Annotated in this window: 15 protein-coding genes; 8 read left to right on the top strand and 7 right to left on the bottom strand. The window is 69.3% G+C overall.

The window, feature by feature from the left end; genetic code table 11:
* Positions 1-120: 120 nt before the first annotated feature.
* Together JK363_RS15915 and JK363_RS15910 are read left to right on the top strand one after the other, a co-directional pair.
* Positions 121-1542: an amino acid permease gene (locus tag JK363_RS15915; RefSeq protein ID WP_201875551.1), complete on the top strand. Its 1422-nt coding sequence runs from the start codon at positions 121-123 to the stop codon at positions 1540-1542.
* 161 nt (positions 1543-1703) lie between these two features.
* A complete protein-coding gene (locus tag JK363_RS15910; protein ID WP_201875550.1) occupies positions 1704-2345 on the top strand; it encodes a superoxide dismutase in 642 nt (213 codons plus the stop codon).
* Positions 2346-2463: 118 nt separating this feature from the next.
* Here JK363_RS15910 and JK363_RS15905 read toward each other — a convergent pair whose 3' ends face one another.
* Entirely contained in the window at positions 2464-3099 is a 636-nt protein-coding gene (locus tag JK363_RS15905) for a mycothiol-dependent nitroreductase Rv2466c family protein (RefSeq protein WP_201875549.1), read from the bottom strand.
* 164 nt (positions 3100-3263) lie between these two features.
* On the opposite strand from JK363_RS15905, the gene pepN (JK363_RS15900) reads away from it, so the two are divergent.
* Both pepN (JK363_RS15900) and JK363_RS15895 read left to right on the top strand, forming a co-directional pair.
* The gene (gene pepN / locus JK363_RS15900; RefSeq protein WP_201875548.1) at positions 3264-5864 is read left to right on the top strand and encodes an aminopeptidase N; all 2601 of its coding nucleotides are present in this window, start codon (positions 3264-3266) and stop codon (positions 5862-5864) included.
* Between the two features lie 111 nt (positions 5865-5975).
* Positions 5976-7007: a hypothetical protein gene (locus tag JK363_RS15895; RefSeq protein WP_201875547.1), complete on the top strand. Its 1032-nt coding sequence runs from the start codon at positions 5976-5978 to the stop codon at positions 7005-7007.
* A 29-nt stretch (positions 7008-7036) separates the two neighbouring features.
* Here the strand turns inward: JK363_RS15895 and JK363_RS15890 are convergent, their stop codons facing one another.
* Complete coding sequence (locus tag JK363_RS15890) at positions 7037-8770, bottom strand: TIGR03767 family metallophosphoesterase (protein ID WP_201875546.1); 1734 nt, start codon at positions 8768-8770, stop codon at positions 7037-7039.
* Between the two features lie 363 nt (positions 8771-9133).
* Between JK363_RS15890 and JK363_RS15885 the strand changes: the two genes are divergently transcribed.
* On the top strand, positions 9134-10159 hold the full coding sequence (locus JK363_RS15885; RefSeq protein WP_201875545.1) for an aspartate-semialdehyde dehydrogenase: 1026 nt from the start codon (positions 9134-9136) through the stop codon (positions 10157-10159).
* A 139-nt stretch (positions 10160-10298) separates the two neighbouring features.
* Positions 10299-12872, top strand: coding sequence for an aminopeptidase N (gene pepN, locus JK363_RS15880; protein ID WP_201875544.1), 2574 nt, complete (start codon positions 10299-10301; stop codon positions 12870-12872).
* 402 nt (positions 12873-13274) lie between these two features.
* Here pepN (JK363_RS15880) and JK363_RS15875 read toward each other — a convergent pair whose 3' ends face one another.
* The 3 genes from JK363_RS15875 to JK363_RS45025 all read right to left on the bottom strand — a co-directional run bounded on the left by JK363_RS15875 (position 13275) and on the right by JK363_RS45025 (position 14003).
* The gene (locus JK363_RS15875) at positions 13275-13493 is read right to left on the bottom strand and encodes a DUF397 domain-containing protein (RefSeq protein ID WP_201875543.1); all 219 of its coding nucleotides are present in this window, start codon (positions 13491-13493) and stop codon (positions 13275-13277) included.
* Positions 13494-13605: 112 nt separating this feature from the next.
* Positions 13606-13764: a hypothetical protein gene (locus tag JK363_RS15870; RefSeq protein ID WP_201875542.1), complete on the bottom strand. Its 159-nt coding sequence runs from the start codon at positions 13762-13764 to the stop codon at positions 13606-13608.
* A gap of 11 nt (positions 13765-13775) precedes the next feature.
* Complete coding sequence (locus JK363_RS45025) at positions 13776-14003, bottom strand: DUF7848 domain-containing protein (RefSeq protein WP_443726301.1); 228 nt, start codon at positions 14001-14003, stop codon at positions 13776-13778.
* 859 nt (positions 14004-14862) lie between these two features.
* Between JK363_RS45025 and JK363_RS42425 the strand changes: the two genes are divergently transcribed.
* Both JK363_RS42425 and JK363_RS15860 read left to right on the top strand, forming a co-directional pair.
* Positions 14863-16119, top strand: coding sequence for an NsdA family TPR-like regulatory protein (locus JK363_RS42425; protein WP_236075819.1), 1257 nt, complete (start codon positions 14863-14865; stop codon positions 16117-16119).
* Positions 16110-16622 carry a GNAT family N-acetyltransferase gene (locus tag JK363_RS15860; RefSeq protein WP_201875541.1) on the top strand — a complete coding sequence of 171 codons (513 nt, stop codon included), beginning with the start codon at positions 16110-16112 and terminating at the stop codon, positions 16620-16622. The genes JK363_RS42425 and JK363_RS15860 overlap by 10 nt, the downstream gene beginning before the upstream one ends.
* A 1926-nt stretch (positions 16623-18548) precedes the next feature.
* Here the strand turns inward: JK363_RS15860 and JK363_RS15855 are convergent.
* Both JK363_RS15855 and JK363_RS15850 read right to left on the bottom strand, forming a co-directional pair.
* Positions 18549-20585: a tetratricopeptide repeat protein gene (locus JK363_RS15855; RefSeq protein ID WP_201875540.1), complete on the bottom strand. Its 2037-nt coding sequence runs from the start codon at positions 20583-20585 to the stop codon at positions 18549-18551.
* 21 nt (positions 20586-20606) lie between these two features.
* The gene (locus JK363_RS15850; RefSeq protein WP_201875539.1) at positions 20607-21581 is read right to left on the bottom strand and encodes an acyl-ACP desaturase; all 975 of its coding nucleotides are present in this window, start codon (positions 21579-21581) and stop codon (positions 20607-20609) included.
* Positions 21582-21694 lie beyond the last annotated feature (113 nt).

Raw genomic sequence — 21694 nt, 5'->3', positions numbered from 1 at the left:
ATCTCGCTCGCGGTGTTGTCCTCACCGGACACTCCCCTCACACTGAGTTCGTTTTGCATCCGTCCGCCCCCACCTGAGGGACAGACGTTCGCCCCCCACCCAAGGGACAGAGAAGACCACATGAACCGGACACCTGCGTCCTCCGCGCCACAGCGCGACATGGAGGCCACCGGCGCGGGCACACCTGCCTCGCCCGCGCTCTCCCACGGGCTCAAGCAGCGCCATCTGTCGATGATCGCCCTCGGCGGGGTGATCGGAGCGGGCCTGTTCGTCGGCTCCGGCGCCGGTATCGCCGCCGCCGGCCCCTCCATCGTGCTCGCCTACGCCCTGTCCGGGCTGCTGGTGATGCTGGTGATGCGGATGCTGGGCGAGATGTCGGCCGCCAACCCGGCGTCGGGCTCCTTCTCGGTGCATGCGGAGCGGGCGATCGGGCCGTGGGCGGGGTTCACCGCGGGCTGGATGTTCTGGGTGCTGCTGTGCGTGGGCATCGCGGCCGAGGCGATCGGCGCCGCCGGGATCATGGTCCAGTGGTTCCCGAGCACCGACTCCTGGATGTGGGTCGCCCTGTTCATGGCGGTCTTCTGCGGCACCAACCTGGCCGCGGTCAGCAACTTCGGTGAGTTCGAGTTCTGGTTCGCCGCGCTGAAGATCGCCGCGATCACGCTCTTCCTGGTCCTGGGCGCCCTGGCGATAGCCGGTGTGCTGCCGGGCACCGACGCCCCGGGCGGCTCCAACCTCTCCGGCGACGGCGGCTTCCTGCCCAACGGTATGGACGGCCTGGTGGTGGGTCTGCTCGCCTCGGTGTTCGCCTACGGCGGTCTGGAGACGGTGACCATCGCCGCGGCCGAGTCCGAGAACCCGGTCAAGAGCGTCGCCTCGGCCGTGCGCACCGCGATGTGGCGGATCGCCCTGTTCTACGTCGGCTCGATGCTGGTGGTCGTCACGCTGATCCCCTGGGACGACAAGGCGATCCTGGCCGACGGCCCGTACGTGGCGGTCCTGAACCACCTCGACATCCCCGCGGCCGGCAACATCATGAACGTCATCGTGCTGATCGCCCTGCTCTCCGCGATGAACGCCAACATCTACGGCGCCTCCCGGATGTCGTACTCGCTGGTGGCCCGCGGTGAGGGCCCGGCCTTCCTGGGCAAGGTCAGCGGTGGTGTCCCCCGGCTCACCGTGCTCGCCTCGTCCTTCTTCGGCTTTGTGGCGGTGCTGCTGAGCTACTGGTGGCCGGACACCATCTTCAAGTGGCTGCTCAACATGGTCGGCGCCGCGGTGCTGGTGGTGTGGGCCTTCATCGCCGCCGCCCAGCTGCGGATGCGCAGCAAGCTCCAGCGCGAGGCGCCGGAGAAGCTGGTGGTGAAGATGTGGCTGTTCCCCTACCTCACCTGGATCGCGCTGGCCGCGACGATCGGCGTGCTGGTGCTGATGCTGCGCGAGGCCGACACCCGCAGCCAGCTGTACGCGACGGCCGGGCTGACGGTGGCGCTGGCGATCATCGGCTATGTCCGCCAGCGGGCGGTGTCCCGCAACGCCTGATCCCGTGATTCCCGCTGGGAGGCGGGGTGGGTCCTCGGTCCGGGGACCCACCCCGCCTCCTTCTTTTGGCCCGGAGATCCCGTCCCGCCCGGCGGAAAACGTTCTTGCTGATACCGTGCAGTTGCAAGTTAATTGCATTAAGCCGGTCCCGGAGGGCTCGCATGGCCATCTACACACTTCCTGAACTTCCGTACGACTACGCGGCGCTGGCCCCGGTCATCAGCCCCGAGATCATCGAGCTGCACCACGACAAGCACCACGCCGCGTACGTCAAGGGCGCGAACGACACGATGGAGCAGCTCGCGGAGGCGCGGGACAAGGACCAGTGGGGCGCGATCAACGGCCTCGAGAAGAACCTGGCCTTCCATCTGTCGGGCCACATCCTGCACAGCATCTACTGGCACAACATGACCGGTGACGGCGGCGGCGAGCCGCTGGCGACGGACGGGGTGGGCGAGCTGGCCGACGCCATCACCGAGCACTTCGGGTCCTTCGCGGCGTTCAAGGCCCAGCTCTCCAAGGCGTCCGCGACCACCCAGGGCTCCGGCTGGGGGGTGCTGGCGTACGAGCCGGTGAGCGGGCGGCTGATCGTCGAGCAGGTCTACGACCACCAGGGGAACGTCGGCCAGGGCTCGGTGCCGATCCTGGTCTTCGACGCCTGGGAGCACGCCTTCTACCTCCAGTACAAGAACCAGAAGGTGGACTTCATCGAAGCCATGTGGAAGGTGGTCAACTGGCAGGACGTGGCGCGCCGTTACACGGCCGCGAGGGAACGCGCGAACAACCTGCTGCTCGCGCCGTAACAGACCTCCTGCTTGCGTGATCGTCTTCTCACCGAACACCTGGCAGGCGGAGAAAGGGGCCCCGCGCGGTCGACTCGCGCGGGGCCCCGCCGTTCGCGGACGGCAACTCGGTCATGACTCAGTCGAAGATCGGGCCGACCGTCCGCGTCCGCTTGATCTCGTAGAAGCCGGGGATGGAGGCGACCATCAGGGTGCCGTCCCACAGCTTCGCGGCCTCCTCGCCCTTGGGCGCGGGGGTCACCACCGGGCCGAAGAAGGCGACGCGCTCGCCGTCCGGACCCGGTACGGCGATCACAGGGGTGCCCACGTCCTGGCCCACCAGGTCGATGCCCTCCTTGTGGGAGGCGCGCAGCTCGGTGTCATAGGCGTCGGAGTCGGCGGCGTCCGCGAGGTCGGCGGGCAGTCCCGCCTCCTCCAGGGCGGCCACGATCGTCTCGCGGCTCTTCTCCAAGCTCTGGTTGTGGAAGCGGGTGCCCAGGGCGGTGTAGAGCGGGCCGAGCACCTGGCTGCCGTGCTTCTGCTCGGCGGCGATGCAGACCCGCACCGGGCCCCAGGCGGTCTTCAACAGCTCGCGGTACTCCTCGGGCAGCTCGTCCAGCTTGGGCTCGTTCAGCACGGCCAGGCTCATCACATGCCACCGCACCTCGACCGGGCGGACCTTCTCCACCTCGAGCATCCAGCGCGAGGTCATCCAGGCCCAGGGGCAGAGCGGATCGAACCAGAAGTCGGCGGGAGTCTTGGTGGTCTCGGTCACGGTGTCTCCTTGTGCAAACGCATACGGAACGCATACGGATATCGGGCCTCTCCTTACCCCAACGCGGCCACGCTCGGGCGCCATTCCCCGATTCCCCCGGGGAGTACGGCGTGACATGATGCGCGCTGTCCGATATTCGAGATGAGGTCGAGGGAGTCCGCGTCGTGCCTGGTGAGAACCTGACCCGTGACGAGGCCCGGGAGCGGGCGAGGCTGCTGACCGTGGACGCCTACGACGTGGCGCTCGATGTGCGGTCCGCGGTCGAGCCGCACACCGGACCCGGGCCGCGCACGTTCCGTTCCACCACCACCGTACGGTTCCGCTGCGCCGAGCCGGGCGCCTCGACGTTCGCCGATCTGGTGGCCCCCTCGGTGACGTCGGTGACCCTCAACGGGCGGGAGCTGGACCCGGCGGCCGTCTTCGACGGCGCCCGGATCGCGCTGGACGGGCTCGCCGCCGAGAACGAGCTGACCGTGGACGCGCGGTGCGCGTACAGCAGGACCGGTGAGGGGCTGCACCACTTCGCCGACCCCGAGGACGGCGAGGTCTACCTCTACACCCAGTACGAGCCGGCCGACGCCCGCCGGGTCTTCACCACCTTCGAACAGCCGGATCTGAAGGCCCCGTTCACCTTCGCGGTGACCGCGCCCGACCACTGGACCGTGCTCAGCAACGGCACCGAGGCCCGTCGCGAGGCGGCCACCGGTGGCTCCGGCACCACCACCCACTTCACCCCGACCCTGCCGATCTCCACCTACATCACGGCGGTCGTCGCGGGCCCGTACCACTACGAGACCGACACCTACCGGCGCACTCTGCCCGACGGCTCGGTCCTGGAGATCCCGCTGGGCGCGCTGTGCCGGGCGGGGCTGGCCAAGCACTTCGACGCGGACGACATCTTCACCGTCACCAAGCAGGGCCTGGACTTCTTCCACGACCGCTTCGACTACCCGTATCCGTTCGGCAAGTACGACCAGGCGTTTGTGCCCGAGTACAACATCGGCGCCATGGAGAACCCCGGGTGTGTGACCTTCCGCGAGGAGTTCGTCTTCCGCGGCAAGGTCACCCGGGCCTCGTACGAGCAGCGGGCCAACGTCATCCTCCATGAGATGGCGCATATGTGGTTCGGCGACCTGGTGACCATGGAGTGGTGGGACGACCTGTGGCTCAAGGAGTCGTTCGCGGACTTCATGGGCGCCTTCTCGCTGGTCGGCGCCACCCGCTTCACCGACGGCTGGATCACCTTCGCCAACCGCCGCAAGTCCTGGGCGTACCGCGCCGATCAGCTGCCCTCCACCCACCCGGTCACCGCCGACATCCGTGATCTGGAGGACGCCAAGCTCAACTTCGACGGGATCACCTACGCCAAGGGCGCCTCGGCGCTCAAGCAGCTGGTGGCCTACGCCGGACAGGACGCCTTCCTGGAGGGCGCGCGGCGCTACTTCAAGCGCCACGCCTTCGGCAACACCCGGCTGTCCGATCTGCTGGCGGTGCTCACCGAGACCTCGGGCCGGGACATGGCCGCCTGGTCGAGGGCCTGGCTGGAGACCGCGGGCGTCAATACGCTCACCCCGCGGCTCACCTGTGACGCGGCCGGGCACATCACCGAGCTGGCGGTGGTCCAGGAGGCCCCCGAGAGCCACCCTGCCCTGCGCCCGCACCGGATCGCCGTCGGGCTGTACCGCAGGGACGAGGCGGGGGCGCTGGTGCGCTACGCCCGCGCCGAGACCGATATCGACGGGCCCCGTACCGTCGTCGGTGAGCTCACCGGCGCCGAGCGGCCCGAGCTGGTCCTGGTCAACGACGACGACCTCACCTACTGCAAGCTCCGCTTCGACGAGAGCTCCCTGGCCACCCTGCGCGAGCACCTGGGCGAGCTGAGCGATCCGCTGGCCCGTGCGCTGTGCTGGTCCGCGCTGTGGAACCTGACCCGGGACGGGCTGCTGCCCGCTCGCGACTACCTGGGGCTGGTGCTGCGCTTCGCCGGGGCCGAGACCGACATCGGCGTGCTCCAGATGGTCCAGGCATGGGCGCTGTCCGCCCTGCACCACTACGCCGCGCCCGACGTGCGCGAGGCGGCCGGGGCCCGGCTGGCCGAGCGTGCGCTCACCGAACTGCGGCGCGCCGAACCGGGCAGCGGACACCAGCTGGCCTGGGCCCGGTTCTTCGCCCAGCTCGCCACGGCCGACTCCGAACTGCGGCTGCTGCACGGACTGCTGGACGGTTCGGCCCGGATCGACGGGCTCGATGTCGACCAGGAGCTGCGCTGGACCTTCCTGGCGTCGCTCGCCGCGACCGGGGCGGCCGACGAGTCGGTGATCGCGGCCGAACTGGCCCGCGATGACACCGCCTCCGGCAAGCGCCACCAGGTGCGCTGTCTGGCCGCGCGGCCCTCGGCGGAGGTCAAGGCGGACGCGTGGGCGGCCGTGGTGGATTCGGACCGGCTCTCCAACGCCCTGGTGGAGGCCACCATCGCGGGCTTCGACCAGGCGGGCCAGCGGGAGCTGCTGACACCGTACGCACCGCGCTACTTCGAGATGATCGAACGCATCTGGCAGGAGCGGTCGATCGAGATCGGGATGGCGATCGTGCGCGGTCTGTTCCCGGCCACCCAGGGCGACGCCGCCACGCTGAAGGCCACCGACGCCTGGCTGGCGGACCGGCCGGACGCGGCGCCCGCGCTGCGGCGGCTGGTGCTGGAGGCGCGGGACGATCTGGCGCGCGCCCTGCGCGGACAGGAGTGCGATACGCGGGCAGCCGTCTGACGGACCGTTTTCGGCATTCGAACTCCCGTACTTTAGGACGGTGTTGTCCGGGTTTGTCGACGAGTTGGTAACAGCGGTGAGTGGGGTGGAACGAGCGGGAATGGCGGGGGCATGAGCCACAACACGCCGCTGTCCCCCCGCCCGCTCCACCACCTCACCGATGTCCAGCGCCGGGTTCTGACCACGCGTCAGCTACGCGAACACGGCGTCACCGCGGCCGTCGCCGCCGAGCGCTCCCAGGAGGGCGGGCCCTGGCAGCAGATCCTGCCGGGCGTCCATCTGCTCCACCCCGGTCCGGCCACCGGCGAGGAGCGGCTGCACGCGGCGCTGCTGTACACCGCCGGCCGCCGCCAGACGGCGGCGGCCGACGGGACCGGGACCGGGGACGAGGGTCCGTACGGCGAGGCGATGGTCACCGGACTCGCGGCGCTGGCCCTGCACCACTTCTCCGCCGCTCCCCCGCTGTCCGCCCTGGACCATGTCGATGTGCTGGTGCCGCGCACCCGGCGGCTGCGCGCCACCGGCTTTGTGCGGTTCGTCCGCGCGCAGACCCTGCCCGGCCCCCGGTATCTCGCGGGGGTGCCCACCGTTCCCGTTGCCCGCGCGCTCGCCGACGCCGTCGCCCGGATCGGCGACGCGGTACTGGTGCGCAGACTGCTCACCGAGTCCGTACGCCACGGCCACTGCGATGCGACGGCCGTGGTCAAGGAGCTGAGCCAGGCCCGGCTGCTGTCCCGGCCGCATGTGATCGACGCGGTGGACGCGCTGCTGGCCGAGGGCCGGGCCATCGCCGAGGGGCGGCTGTACGACATGGTGCGCGGCCACGGGCTGCCCGAGCCGCTGTGGAACGTCGAGCTGCGGCTGCCCGGCGGCCACCGCCTCGGCGAGGTGGACGCCTACTGGCGCGACCAGGCGGTGGCGCTGGAGATCGACGCACGGGCGCCGCGCCATGACGAGTACGCCCTGCGCGGTGCCTATGCCCGCAAGCGCGAACATCTGGAGGAGCTGGGCATCACCGTGGTGCGGGTCACCCCGCGGAAGCTGCGGGAGGGTCTTGAAGATCAGGCGGCGGTGGTGCGCACCGCCCTGATCGCGGCGGCCGACCGCGACCCGGCCCCGTATGTGGTCGTCCTGCCGCGGTGAGCGACACCGCGGTGGTGGCCGTGCGGTGATCAGCCCTTGGGCAGCAGCAGTTCGGTGTTGCGGTCGCCCGGGTCCCCGGCGAGCTTCTGGCTGGCGCCGGGCGCGTTGAAGGACAGTTCGCGGTAGAGCGCGGCGAGACCGGTCTGGGAGAGGTCGGTGAAGTCCGTGCGGCGCGGGGCCGCCGCCTCGATGAGCGTGGTGAACAGCGACAGGGTGCCGTCGTGGTTGTCCACGATCTCGATGACCCGGGCCAGCTGGGGGAAGTCCACGTGCGAGGCGGTGGTGATCTCCCAGAAGGTGCCGTGCGGGGTGATCTCGTTCTGGTGGCTGTGGCCGTTGAGCCAGGCCCGTACCTGGGGGTGGCGCTTGAAGAGGGCGATGATCTCGTCACCGCCGTGCCGGGCCTCACCGGGGTGGGCCGGGTCGTGGTTCATATTGGTCATGCTGCGGCTGTAGTGGTGGCTGAACACCAGGATGTGGTCGTCCTTGTGGACCTTCAGGGTCCGCTCCAGCCAACGGAGTTGGGCGGTGCCGACCGAGCCGGTGTAGTGGCCGCCGGGGTCGGTGGTGTCCAGGCTGAGGCCGATGACGTCGTCCGAGATCCGGAACGAGTAGTAGAGGGTGCCCTGCTCCAGATTGGCCTTGGTGTAGCCGTGGCCGACCGGGCCGGGGCCGGTGTGGGCCGGGTCGAGGTGCGCGGCGAGGTACTCGGCTTGTGAGAAGGGCGCGCGGCGCTCGTCCGGGGTGACCCTGCGCATGTCCTTGGCGTGGGCGCGCAGCAGTTCCTTCATGTCCTTGCCGTGGGGGTCGGCGCCTTCGCGCTCGCCCTGGTAGATCTTGGCGGCCTCGGCGGCCGGGATGATCTGGAGCTTGCGGCCGCCGGTGGCCAGCTCCTCGAGATAGCCGCCGCCGAAGGAGTAGACCCCGCCGCCCAGGTCGTCGTGGTTGCCGATGGTCGAGTACCAGGGCAGCCGCAGTCCGGGGCTGTGCACGGTGCGCAGCGCCGCCTCCAGGAAGCCGTCGATCCGCGGGAAGCCGCGCTGCTTGTCGGCGTCGCGCAGGGCCTGGTCGGGGTGCCAGAACTCCTTGATCCCGCTGTTCTGCACACCCTCGTAGTGACGGGGGTCACCGGTGTTGGGGGTGATCCGGCCGCCGTTCATGACGGCCAGGAACCAGTCCAGCTCGATCGTGGAGTTGTTGTCGGTGTTGTCCCCGGTGGTGATCACGAAGGACAGCGGCGCCCCGGTGACCGGTCCGCCGCGCAGTCCGTTGACCCGCTCGATGAGCGAGGCGGCCCCGACCACGGTCAGCGCCTCGTGCGGCCGCCAGGCCCCGGTGCGCCCCGAGCGCAGGAACTCGTAGCGCATGGGGTGCTGGACATCGGTGATGTGCAGATCGGTGAGCTGGACGAAGGAGGCGAGCGCGGTGCGCCGGTCCTCCCGGCCGCCCTTGCCCGCGACGATGTCGGTCCGCACCCCGCGCGCCCAGGCCGGGCCGTCGGCGAGTCTGCGGTAGCCGATGCCGCCGCGCGCCGCGGAGAACGTCTCGAGCGTCGTACCGGCCCGGGAGGGGGCGGCGGGCGCCTCCACCACACGGCCGGCCGCGGCGTGCGCCGTGGGAGGCTGCGAGGCGTCCGCGGAGCCGGTGCCGGGCCCGAAGGCGACCCCCAGACCGGCGGTGACGCCGGTGGCGGTGGCGGCGGCCAGGAAGGTACGGCGGTCGAGGGCGGCGACGGCAGAGGTGGCTGACCGGATGCGGGACATACGCGATCTCCCCGAGTGGATACGCGGAAGCGGGCGGGCAGGGAACTGCCCCTCACTCCGGATCGTTGGCAGCGGGGATGGCCTGCGCGTGAACGCGACGGCAACGCCGGCCGCCGATCTCCACACGTGGATCTCCGGGCCGGAAAACGGTTACCGCACCCTTGTGAGCAGGCATTCTTCCGCTCACCCGGTGTTCATCCGGGAGGGAACCCGGTGCGGAACACAGCGGCGGCACGGCGGGCCCCGGCCCGGACCGCGGCGGCGCGCGACCGGGGACAAGTCACGAGCGGGCTACATCACAGCCTGAGACACTGGCCGGTGGGTAGGCGCCCGGAACAGGCACGACCGAGGAAAAGGGTAGATATGAGGATCGGAATCGTCGGAGCGACCGGCCAGGTCGGCGGAGTGGTGCGCAAGATACTCGCCGAGCGCGACTTCCCGGCCCAGGAGCTGCGGCTGTTCGCCTCGGCCCGTTCCGCCGGGCGTACGCTTCCGTGGCGCGACGGCGAGGTCACCGTCGAGGACGCGGCCACCGCCGACTACTCCGGTCTGGACATCGTGATCTTCTCCGCGGGCGGCGCCACCTCCCGGGCGCTGGCCGAGAAGGTCGCCGGCCAGGGCGCCGTCGTGATCGACAACTCCTCCGCCTGGCGGATGGACCCCGAGGTCCCGCTGGTGGTCTCCGAGGTCAACCCGCACGCCGCGGTGGACCGCCCCAAGGGCATCATCGCCAACCCGAACTGCACCACCATGGCCGCCATGCCGGTGCTGCGCCCGCTGCACCGCGAGGCCGGTCTGACCGCCCTGGTGGCCACCACCTACCAGGCCGTCTCCGGCTCCGGTCTGTCCGGTGTCGCCGAGCTCGACGGCCAGATCCGCAAGACCGCCGACCGCGCGGCCGAGCTCACCCACGACGGCGCGGCCGTCGAGTTCCCCGAGCCCGATGTCTACGCCCGGCCGATCGCGTTCAACGTCCTGCCGCTGGCCGGGAAGATCGTCGACGACGGCCGCCACGAGACCGACGAGGAGCAGAAGCTCCGCAACGAGAGCCGCAAGATCCTGGAGATCCCGGAGCTGAAGGTCTCCGGCACCTGTGTCCGCGTCCCCGTCTTCAGCGGCCACTCGCTCCAGGTCAACGCCCGCTTCGAGCGTCCGATCAGCGTGGAGCGCGCCTATGAGCTGCTGGCCGCCGCTCCGGGCGTGGTCCTCTCCGAGATCCCGACCCCGCTCCAGGCCGCGGGTCAGGACCCGAGCTACGTCGGCCGGATCCGGGTGGACGAGACCGTCGAGCACGGCCTCGCACTGTTCCTCTCCAACGACAACCTCCGCAAGGGCGCCGCGCTGAACGCGGTGCAGATCGCGGAGCTGGTGGCGGCCGAGCTCGGCTGAGGCACCGGGGCCGGAGCCTGAAGGACACCGGGCCGGAGCGGGACGGGCCGACCGTCCCGCTCCGGCCCTCTTTCGTACCACCGCGAGGGCGGTCGTCCGTGGAAGGATGGCCGGAAACGCGACACAAGGAGAATGCCAGGTGCCTGGAACGAACCTCACCCGCGACGAGGCACAGCAGCGGGCCCGCCTGCTCACTGTCGACTCGTACGAGATCGAACTCGACCTCTCGGGCGCGCAGGAGGGCGGCACCTATCGCTCGGTGACATCGGTGCGCTTCGACGTGGCCGAGGCGGGCGCGGAGACCTTCATCGACCTGGTGGCGCCCACCGTGCACGACGTGGTGCTCAACGGGGAGCCGCTGGATCCGGCCGAGGTGTTCGAGGACTCGCGGATCGCGCTGCCGGCTCTGCTGACCGGGCGCAACGAACTGCGGGTGGTGGCCGACTGCGCGTACACCAACACCGGTGAGGGGCTGCACCGGTTCGTCGACCCCGTCGACCAACAGGCTTATCTCTACACGCAGTTCGAGGTGCCGGATGCGCGCCGGGTCTTCGCGAGCTTCGAGCAGCCGGACCTGAAGGCCACCTTCCAGTTCACCGTGACCGCGCCCGAGGGCTGGACGGTGATCTCCAACTCGCCGACGCCCGAGCCCAAGGACAACGTCTGGCACTTCGAGCCGACGCCGCGGATCTCCACGTACATCACCGCCCTCATCGTCGGCCCGTACCACAGCGTGCACAGCTCCTACGAGAAGGACGGCCGCTCGGTGCCGCTGGGCATCTACTGCCGTCCCTCGCTGGCCGAGTTCCTGGACTCCGACGCGATCTTCGCGGTGACGCGGCAGGGCTTCGACTGGTTCGAGGAGAAGTTCGACTACCCGTACCCGTTCGCCAAGTACGACCAGCTCTTCGTGCCGGAGTTCAACGCGGGCGCGATGGAGAACGCGGGCGCGGTCACCATTCGCGACCAGTACGTCTTCCGCTCCAAGGTGACGGACGCGGCCTACGAGACGCGCGCCGAGACCATCCTCCACGAGCTGGCCCACATGTGGTTCGGCGACCTGGTCACCATGGAGTGGTGGAACGACCTGTGGCTCAACGAGTCGTTCGCCACCTACACCTCCATCGCCTGCCAGGCGCACGCCCCGGGCAGCAGGTGGCCGCACGCCTGGACCACCTTCGCCAACTCCATGAAGACCTGGGCCTACCGGCAGGACCAGCTGCCGTCCACCCACCCGATCATGGCCGAGATCCGTGACCTGGACGACGTCCTGGTCAACTTCGACGGCATCACCTACGCCAAGGGCGCGAGCGTGCTGAAGCAGCTCGTCGCCTACGTCGGCATGGACGCGTTCTTCACCGGCGTCCAGGCGTACTTCAAGCGCCACGCCTATGGGAACACCCGGCTGTCCGACCTGCTCGGCGCGCTGGAGGAGACCAGCGGCCGCGATCTGAAGACCTGGTCGAAGAAGTGGCTGAAGACCGCGGGCATCAATGTGCTGCGCCCGGAGATCACCACGGACGCCGCCGGCACCATCACCTCCTTCGCGGTCCGGCAGGAGGCTCCGGCGCTGCCGGCCGGCGCCACCGGCGAGCCGGTCCTGCGGCCGCACCGCATCGCCATCGGCCTGTACGACCTGGACGCCACCGGCAAGCTGGTCCGCTCCGACCGGATCGAGCTGGACGTGGACGGTGAACTGACCGAGGTGGAGCGGCTGACCGGCAGCAAGCGCCCCGCGGTGATCCTGCTCAACGACGACGACCTGTCGTACGCGAAGGTCCGGCTCGACCCGGACTCCCTCGCCGTGGTCACCGAGCACCTGGGCGACTTCGAAGCCTCCCTGCCGCGCGCCCTGTCCTGGGCCTCGGCCTGGGACATGACCCGGGACGGCGAACTGGCCACCCGCGACTATCTGTCGCTGGTGCGGTCGGGCATCCCCAAGGAGTCCGACATCGGTGTTGTCCAGTCGCTCCACCGCCAGGTCAAGCTGGCCCTGGAGCTGTACGCGGCGCCGGACTGGCGGCCGACCGGCCTGGCCACGTGGACCGAGACCACGCTCGACCACCTGCGGGCCGCGGCCCCCGGCAGCGACCACCAGCTCGCCTGGGCACGGGCGTTCGCCGCCACCGCGCGCACCGACGCCCAGCTGGACCTGCTCGCCGGGCTGCTGGACGGCACCGAGACGATCGAGGGCCTGGCCGTCGACACCGAGCTGCGCTGGGCGCTGCTGGAGCGGCTCGCGGCCACCGGCCGGGCCGACGAGGCGGCCATCGCCGCGGAGCTGGACCGCGACAAGACCTCGGCGGGCGAGCGCCACGCCGCGACCGCTCGGGCCGCGCGGCCCACTCCCGAGGCCAAGACGGAGGCGTGGGCCTCGGTCGTGGAGAGCGACAAGCTGCCCAACGCGGTACAGGAGGCGGTGATCGGCGGCTTTGTCCAGACCGACCAGCGGGAGCTGCTCGCGCCGTACACGGAGAAGTACTTCGCCGCGGTGAAGGACATCTGGAACAACCGCAGCCATGAGATGGCCCAGCAGATCGTGGTCGGCCTCTACCCGACCCTCCAGGTCTCCCAAGCCACGCTGGACACCACCGACGCCTGGCTCGCCTCGGCCGACCCCACCCCGGCCCTGCGCCGCCTGGTCACCGAGTCCCGCGCGGGCGTGGAACGCGCCCTGAAGGCCCAGGCCGCGGACGCCGCAGCGGCGGGCTGACGCACCGACGACCACCGCGGGCCGGATCCTGTTGGGCCCGGCCCGCGTTGTCGTGGGTACCCAAGCGGCGTGGCACCACAGCGACAGTGCCGAGCGGCCCGGGACGCGCAGTGGCAGAGGCGGGCGTTCGGGAGCCGAGCTGCGCGCCGGGGCGCACCCCAACGCACCTCCCGTCCAATCGTCACCAGGGACGCATGGACGGGGCCGGTTGGGTCCCGCTTAGTGCTTGCGCGGCTGGATGGGAGCACGCGTAGCCGGATGCCGTGACCACCACAAGCCTCGACAGGCAGGCAGCGAGAGTCCGAAGAAGGCCCCGCACCGCGCGCACCATGGCAACCCGTTCTCCGGGTCCGTAGGGCACTCAGCGGCGCAGCGAGGGCATTTCTTCACGGGGACCTACTCTCAGGCGCTCAGGTCGAACTCTCCGGCCTTCACGGCGTCCGTAAGCGTTGCCCACGCATCCACCGTCATGGTGACGACGGCCTCGGGCCGCTCGCTGTCCCGCAACGCCACCACACCCGGCACGTTCACGGCCGCCTGGGGGCAGTTGCCCACCCGCTTGTCACGGCAAGCCGCCGCGCTGACGAACTCGAACTCCGGACGTTCAGCCACGGTGTCCATCCCTTCTCTTTACGTGCGGGGAATCGGTCCCCGCGCCGTCGTGCGACCCACTCCGGTGGGCACACGACCCATCCAAGGGGTCAGTGATCACCACCGGGGCGGGGTCAGTGGGCTACTCGCTGGACAGGCAGGCGGTACACGTGACCCGTCGCTGCCATTCGTCCACCTCACCGGAGGCGCCGCAGAGGGGCTTGCCGTCCCGCACTTTGTGCACGGTCATCACGTCGTCTCCGACCGTTCCCGGCGTCCAGTCGCGCGTCTTCTGATCCATCGGCGTTGCCATTACTGCCACGCTCCCGGTTCAGCCCAGTACGGGCGCGTGATGTGCTCCCGGTGCTCCAGGTGGCCAGGGTTCGCCTTGAGGTGCCGAACAGCCCACTCCGTGCCTTCTTCGAACTCTTCCGCTGTCGGTCCGCTCGCGTCGCACGTCGTGCACTTCATGGTTGACGTGATCGGCTCAGCTTCCGGACGAAGGTCAGGACCGATCTTGTACTCACGGAATCGGTACATGGCGCGCGTCGTGCCGACACCCCCGCCGCACGTCGTACCGGACGCTGAGCGTGGTTCGGATGCCGACGCAGCAAGACCACGCAGTCAGTGACCTTGCTCTTGTCGCCTGCCTCCTCGGCCGCCCGCTTCTCCTCGTCCAACCGGGCGCACTCCGTGCACCGCGCGCTCATGAGGACACCACCCGCCGCGCCTCTTCCAACCGTCGCGCCATCTCGCACGGCTCGTCACGCACGCACCGCTGACACTCCTGACGATGCATCAGCGCTGTAGACTGAAGCTGACTGATGTCGGCCGACCGGGGGTGTTCGGAGATCTCAGGCACGGCCCACCTCCACCCGGTGAATCAGCCGGGGCCCGATGCCCACCCCATGTGAGGCAAGCAACAGAGCACGGCGAGGGACACGCTGACGCTGCGCTTCCTGGCGTCGCTCGTGGGCTACGAGGTACGGGTGGACGAGCCCGACGGCTTCACCGCTCAGCGCGGGCACGCGGGGCGCAGGAACGGTCTGGACGGGCGAGGCAGACGGGCGGGACTCCGGCGCCCGGTGGCGCCCCACAGCGGGGAGAGGCAGCCGCAGTAACAGCGTGCGGAGTCTGGTTGTATTGGGCATGTCGTCAACCTCCCGAGGGTTGGTGGCCACGCCCCCGGGCCGGTCGGACGGTCGCGGGGGTACTTGCCGTCAGGCGCGGACGGGTGCTGTCCGAAGGGCTCCGCCTCCACTTGCCGGCCTGGTGATGCCTAGTCAACGGCGGCTAGGGCACGGTGGACAGGTGAATGACCCCCATCTCTCATCGCGTGACCCAGGTGATTTTTACCTTCGCCCGTGTCTGGACGACCGCACACCGTTACCGTGAGGGGATGGCACAGGAGAACCGCAAGCTCGCAGCACGGATCGCCGACCTCGGCTTCTCTCAGGCTGAGTTAGCGCGTCAGATCAATGCTGAGATCGAACTCCTGACAGATAAGCCCGGCAACGTCACCGATGCCGATATCCGACGATGGCTACGCGGCGCGACCAAGTGGCCGCAGGACCGCATCAGGCTGTGCCTGGAGAAGGTTCTTGATGCCAGCGCCGAAGACCTGGGGTTCGTGCCCCGCAAGAAGCGCATCGCACCACCGGAGGAGGATCCCGTGCACCGACGTACTCTCCTCACCGCCACAAGCGGTGCAGCTCTGGCCATTGCCGCTCCGTACACACCCGCCCATGGGCGCCTCGGCGTCAACGACGTCCGACGATTCCATCAGGATTACGTGGCCATCCTCCGACAGGACCAGGCCGTAGGAGGATCGCGGAAGGTAGAGAACCTCGCGGTAGAACTGGCCTCCCGGATTCAGTCCACCCTTGCCGTCTCCTCGTCCTCAACCCGCGTGCGAGACATGCTTCATCGACTCGCCGCCAACGTCATCAGCTCTGCGGCTTTCGCGGCCATCGACGCAAGCTCTCCACAGCGGGCACGCGCTCATCTCGACAAGGCTCTGACCTTCGCCGGCCTGTCCCGCGACAGCAAGGCGATGTACCAGGTCTGGAACCTTCTGACCTTCACTTCCAGGCAGTTCGAGAACCACGCCGAAGCCGTCGCCGGATCAGAGGTGATGAAGCGCTCCTCCATCGCCCGGAGAGATCCGCTGTACGCCTCTCTCGGGCACATCCGGAACGCCAGCGGACTTGCGCGCCTCCGGCGTCGCTCAGAAGCTCTGCGAGCCCTCAGGGACGCGGAGCGTGCCTTCGCCCGTAGCGTCGATGAGCAACGGCCCGAGTGGATCAAATTCTTCGACGCCAGTGAGGTGCACGGTCTGTCCGCGTCCGTATGGTCGACACTGGATGATCACGGACGGGCGGAGTACTGCCTGCATCGCACGCTCGCTGCCATCCCTGACGGCATGGCCCGCAACAAGGCTCTATATACGGCCCACCTGTCACTGGCCCAGGCCAGACAAGGAGACCTGGAGCTGGCCTGTACGACAGGTAGCCAGGCTCATGCAATGCTGCTGCCCTCCTCCGGATCGAGACGAACCGCTCACACTCTGTCCGCGACACGAAAGGCGATCGTAGCCACCGGCTCAAAGAGCCCCGAAATCGTCGAGTGGATCGAGGAGTCCAGTCAATGGATCTGAAGCGCTACACGCATGCCGATGCTCGGGACATCAGGTCCCTACTGCTCGACATCCACGACGAGGCGTACGCGAACGATCCGAACCCTTTTCACTCGCGTGAACGATTCTCGTACTTCGTCGATCTATGGTCCTCGCGCGAGAACTGGCAGTGTGTATCGGGTTGGGAAGAGGGTAGCCCTGTCGGGTACGCATACGGCTCCACACTCAAGCCCGGTGGATGGTGGAAGGGGCACCAGCGGCCGACAAGTACCAGGGGATCAGTCTTCGCGCTGTCAGAATTGATGGTGGTTCCCCAATGGCGCGGGACCGGCCGGGCAAAGCAGATGCATGACGCACTGCTTGAATCGGTCGAAGCCGATGCCGTAACACTCCTCGTTGACTCCACACACTACAAAGTCCAGGCTTTGTATGAGAGTTGGGAGTACGACAAGGTGGGAGAAGCGAAGCCGTCAGACGACTCGCCACTGTACGCCGTCATGGCCAAGGAGCTGAAGCGCGGCTGAGTACCTGGGCCCGGGCAATCGGGGAGGCAACCGAGAGCGTCCGTAAGTCGCGCGGCTGCCTTCCGGGCAATACGGCCACGTCACGAACGCCCCAATGAGACGTGCGAGATTCCCTCCTTGCCGTTCAATCTCGGGCAGGAGACGGGTCACCCCCTGTCGCCGGTCACGAACGGCGAGGCTTCACCCGCTCAGCAGCCCAACCGCCCGACTGGCGCTTCTCCCGTCTCATGGTTGTGGCACGACGTACACAGCGGACGTAGCCGAGACCACGCGTCCGGATCCGAGACACCCCGAGTCGTCAGCGCACGCCGAGACTCCGGGAAGTGGTCAGCCACCGTTGCCGCGGAGCCACACAGCACGCACCACAGGCGGGCGTACAGATACCGCTTACGGATGCGCTGCCACCGGGTCCCGTAGCCCTTGGCTGTGGTCGTTCCGCGCCGTTGCTCGGCCTGGCGTCTGCGCTTTTCACCGCGCCCGCCCGTGGTCAGCTCGGGGCAGCCTGGGACCGAGCGCGGTGGACGGGGCTTTCGGGGCATGGGGGTACCTCCAGGAAGTGGGCGGGAGCGTGTGACCACAACCTGAGATAGAGATCGTCCGAATGCTGAGATTTGCGGCAAACGCACCTTCGTGACCTGGGGCCGCCCACCGTGGGTTAGGTTACGCAAGCAATGCGTGACAAGTGCGGTTTGCGTGTGCTGCACTCAAGGCATGACTCAGATGACGGAAAGCACAGATCGGCGTCCGCACATAGAAATTCGTTGCGGCGGGTTTCACTTGACCATTCAGCGCATCCCTGCGTGGCTGGTCGGAGTGGTAACCACGGGTGCCGGAATTTGGGCCACATGGTGGACGAATCGCTAGAGCGGGACGGACGGACTCGGACCGCCTCCATCGCCCGTTCTGCCCCGGTGACGAGGGGGCAGGGCTTACGGGACATGGGAACCACCTCTCCGCCTCACTGCTACGGGACTCCCGCGGGACTCCCGGTCAGCTCTGGCATCTCCAGCGATCGCCGTGGTCGACTTGCCGCATGACTTCACAGAAGACCTCGTCCAGCTTCGAACTCCGTACAGATGGAATGCACTTGACCATTCAGCACATCCCCGCGTGGTTCGTGACTCTGGTCGCGACTGCCATCGGAGCCGGAACCACGTGGTGGACGTTGCGATAGAGCGGCCCCTCAGGTCGCCCTGGTCCTGAACTCGCCCCGGGAGCTCCGGGGCGCGCCGCCTCCGGGCGGCCCGGACGAGTTCGCGCAGGTCAGCCGAGCCCCCGGAGCCCGCATCCAGCTCACCAACTAGGACAAACACCTGTCGAGTCAGGTGGAGAACTGGCAAGGGCTCCATGAGGACGTGGGAATATGGGTGTCGACACAATCCTTGAGTCACCCCACACACGCCGAGTCCACTCCAGATGTCTCGGCTGTCTTCTATGGCTGAGCCAGTAGGGCCCTACTGGTATCACGAAATGCCGTCAATCGGCCCAGCAGGCTACCCAGATCGCATTTGCGGGCCGTGTGGAAATGAAATTGCGCATGCGAGTCGTAACTTGCGTGAAACGCGGCGGACTTGATGGAGGGTCAACGCATGACAACCGGCCACAGCGCGCCCGCTGTAGACATTCGCATCGGCGGATTTCGCATGACTCTTCAGCGCCTTCCCGTAAGGCTCTTAACGTTCCTAACGGCTTGCGGTGGTTCGCTGATCACCGCATGGATCACGACTCGGTGACCGGATGCTTCTTCGCGCCAACGCCCGTAGCCCCGAGCTCCGTGCTCGTCTTGAGCTGGTGGCACCCGCATCACAGCACCCACCTCCCTGACCTGCGACGATGCCGCCATGAGCCGACCACTCCAGAACTATCCGTCTGGAGTGTCGGGAAGGGGCGGGGTGGGGACCTCGCCACCACCCCGCGCGCCCGGTGTCAGTGCTGGTGGGTGATCTGCTTCAGCAGGGCGCGGATCTCGTCCAGGCTCATCCGCGCGCTGCCGTCCGGGTCGTGCTCGACGGCCTCCTCGAAGTGCTTCTCGGCCGCCTCCAAGTCGCCGCGGCGCCGGGCGATGTCACCGGCCAGGCGGTGGGCCCTGCGGTGGCCGGGGGCGTCCGCGAAGACGTCCGCGAGCACCTCGCCCGCCTCCTCGTCCCGGTCCAGCCCGATCAGGACCTCGGCCAGGTCCAGCCGTGGGTCGTCCACCCCCAGCCGGGCCAGGGCGTCGTACTGGCGCAGCACCCGCGGATGGTTCTCCACCGCGCGGCGCAGCCACGGTTCGGCCTCCGCCGCGCGGTCCAGCCCGCGCAGCGCCTTGGCGAGCCAGTGCGGGGCCTCCAGGTGGTCGCCGTCGCAGGCGGTGCGCAGCAGCGGTTCGGCCTCCGCGTGGGCGCCGCGGCGGACCATGCTGCGCCCGGCCAGGAAGGCGGGCGGGACCAGCCCGGTGCGGGCGGCGCGGACGAACCAGCGCTCGGCGTTCTGCGGGTCGCCGCCGCGCTCCTGCGAGGTCCAGCCGAGCTGCCAGGCGGCGCGGCCGTGGCCCAGGCCCGCCGCGCGGTGGAACCAGATCTCCGCGGTGCGCTGGTCACCGGCCTTGTCGTGGATGACACCGATGTCGTACGCGGCCTCGGCGTCGCCCTCGGCCGCCGCGGGCTCGTAGTACGGCGCCATGAGCGTGCCCTTGGCCCCGCCTCCCTCGTACAGCATCCGGCCGAGGTCGAGCAGGGCGCGCGGGGTGCCCGCCGTGCGGTACCACTCGGCGGCCTCGGGGAAGCGGTAGAGCCGGTCGAGGGCGTCGGCGTAGGCGAAGCAGTCGTCCGGGCCGCCCTCTTCGGCGCGGGCGCGCAGTGCGGGGAGGCGCTCCTGCCAGGCGGCGGAGGGCTGCCGCTCGGGGTCGGCGCGGATCGCGGCGACGTCCTTCAGCGCGCGGACGATCCGCTCCTGGCCCTCGTCGAACGGATCCCACGCATCCTCGTCCACGCCGGTTGCCCGGAACCACCGCTCCGCCTCGTCCAGCCGCCGCTGGCGTTTGCACAGCATGCCGAGGTTGAAGCAGGCCCACAGGTGGCCGCCGTCCGCCTCGTGGGCGGTGCGGTACCACTGCTCGGCGGCGCGCAGATCGCCGCGCTCCTCGAACCAGACGCCGAGCACATAGGCCGCGCCGTCGTAGCCGCGTTCATGGCTGCGCTCGACGAGGGCGCGGGCCTCGTCGAAGCGGCCGGGGTCACGGGCGATGAAGATGGCCTGGTCCACCAGCGCCTTGGCGCTGCCGACCGCCGCGGCCCGCGCGTACAGCGCCTCGGCTTCGGCGACCATCCGGGGGTAGGCGTCGTACATGCCCTCCCGGTCGGGGTCGAGGAGTTCGCGCAGCGCGTCGTAGGCGGCCTCGGGGTCGCCCTGGGCCTCGGCCGCGGCCAGCCCCTCCCGCCAGTCCTCGAGGCCCCCGAGGATCTCCTCGATGACCGCGCGGGTGCGGACGGCCACGTCGTCGCCCTCGTCGGACGCCTCGGCCAGCCGCTCCAGGGCGGTGTCCCACTCGCCCCGCGCGGCCAGCATCACCGCGCCGTTGGTCTTGCACTGGACGCTGCCGAGCTCGGCCCCGCGGCCGTACCACTCCTCGGCACCGGCGGTGTCACCCGACTCCTCCAGCAGGCGGGCGAGTCCGAAGGCGCAGCCGCCGTCCCGTTCGGCCGCGGTGCGGTACCACCGCTCGGCCTCCGCGAAGTCGCCACGGTCCTTGTGGCAGATCGCGAGGGTGCGTGAGGCGTGCGGGTCCCCGGCGTCGGCCGCGCGGGCCCACCAGGGCAGGGCCTCGTCCAGCAGGCCCTGCCCGGTGAGGTGTTCGGCGTACGCCCGGTAGGCACCGGGTTCCCCGGCGGCCGCGGCGGTCCGCAGCGCGGCTGCCTCGGCCGTCTCCCCCGGGGTGTCGGGGGTCGTGCCGCCCGGCGTTCCGTGCGATGAATGTTCGACCATCGTCCGATGGTGCCAGAGTGATCAAACGCGCTCGGCACGGGCCCTGCGCCGGGCCAGCAACGCCGCTCGCTTCTCGTCGAACTTGGTGGCCTGGTCGTCCAGTCCGCCCATGAACAGGCCCAGTTCCTCCTGTGCCTTCAGCCCCTCCGGGCCGAGGCCGCCGATCTCCAGGACCTTCAGGAAGCGCAGCACCGGCTGGAGGACGTCGTCGTGGTGGATGCGCAGGTTGTAGATGCCGCCGATGGCCATCTGGGCGGCGGCGCGCTCGAATCCGGGGATGCCGTGTCCCGGCATACGGAAGTTGACCACCACATCGCGGACGGCGGACATGGTCTGGTCGGGCGCCAGCTCGAACGCCTTCGCCAGCAGATTGCGGTAGAAGACCATGTGCAGGTTCTCGTCGTTGGCGATGCGGGCCAGCATCCGGTCGCAGACCGGGTCACCGGAGTGGTGGCCGGTGTTGCGGTGCGAGATACGGGTGGCGAGCTCCTGGAAGGCGACGTACGCCACCGAGTGCAGCATGCTGTGCGCGTTGTCGGACTCGAACCCCTCCGACATGTGCCGCATCCGGAAGCGCTCCAGCTCGACCGGGTCGACAGCGCGGCTGGTGAGCAGGTAATCACGCATGACGATGCCGTGGCGTCCCTCCTCGGCCGTCCACCGGTGGACCCAGGTGCCCCAGGCGCCGTCACGGCCGAACAGGGTGGCTATCTCGTGGTGGTAGCTGGGGAGGTTGTCCTCGGTGAGCAGATTGACCACCAGCGCGATCCGGCCGACATCGCTGACCTTGGACTGCTCGGGCGCCCATGCCTCGCCGCCCATCACCCCGTCGAAGTTGCGCCCGTCGCTCCAGGGCACGTACTCGTGCGGCATCCATTCCTTGGCGATCTTCAGATGCCGGTTGAGCTCAACCTCGACGAATTCCTCGAGGGCGAAGAGCAGCCGGCTGTCGCTCCACACGACCTGGCCGTGTCGACGGGAGGGGGCGAGAGTCACAGCGGGGCTCCTGGGGACGGGTGCGGCGGTCTTTACTTACGGCCCCGTAGGTTACGTCACCGTAGGTTAAAGCGAAAATAAACGGCCCTGGGCGCTCGGGTGGCCCATGGTGA

This window comes from Streptomyces coffeae (assembly GCF_016741875.1).
Lineage (GTDB): Bacteria > Actinomycetota > Actinomycetes > Streptomycetales > Streptomycetaceae > Streptomyces > Streptomyces coffeae.
Note: the sequence above shows the minus strand (reverse complement) of the source record. Positions and strands in the feature narration are given on the sequence as shown.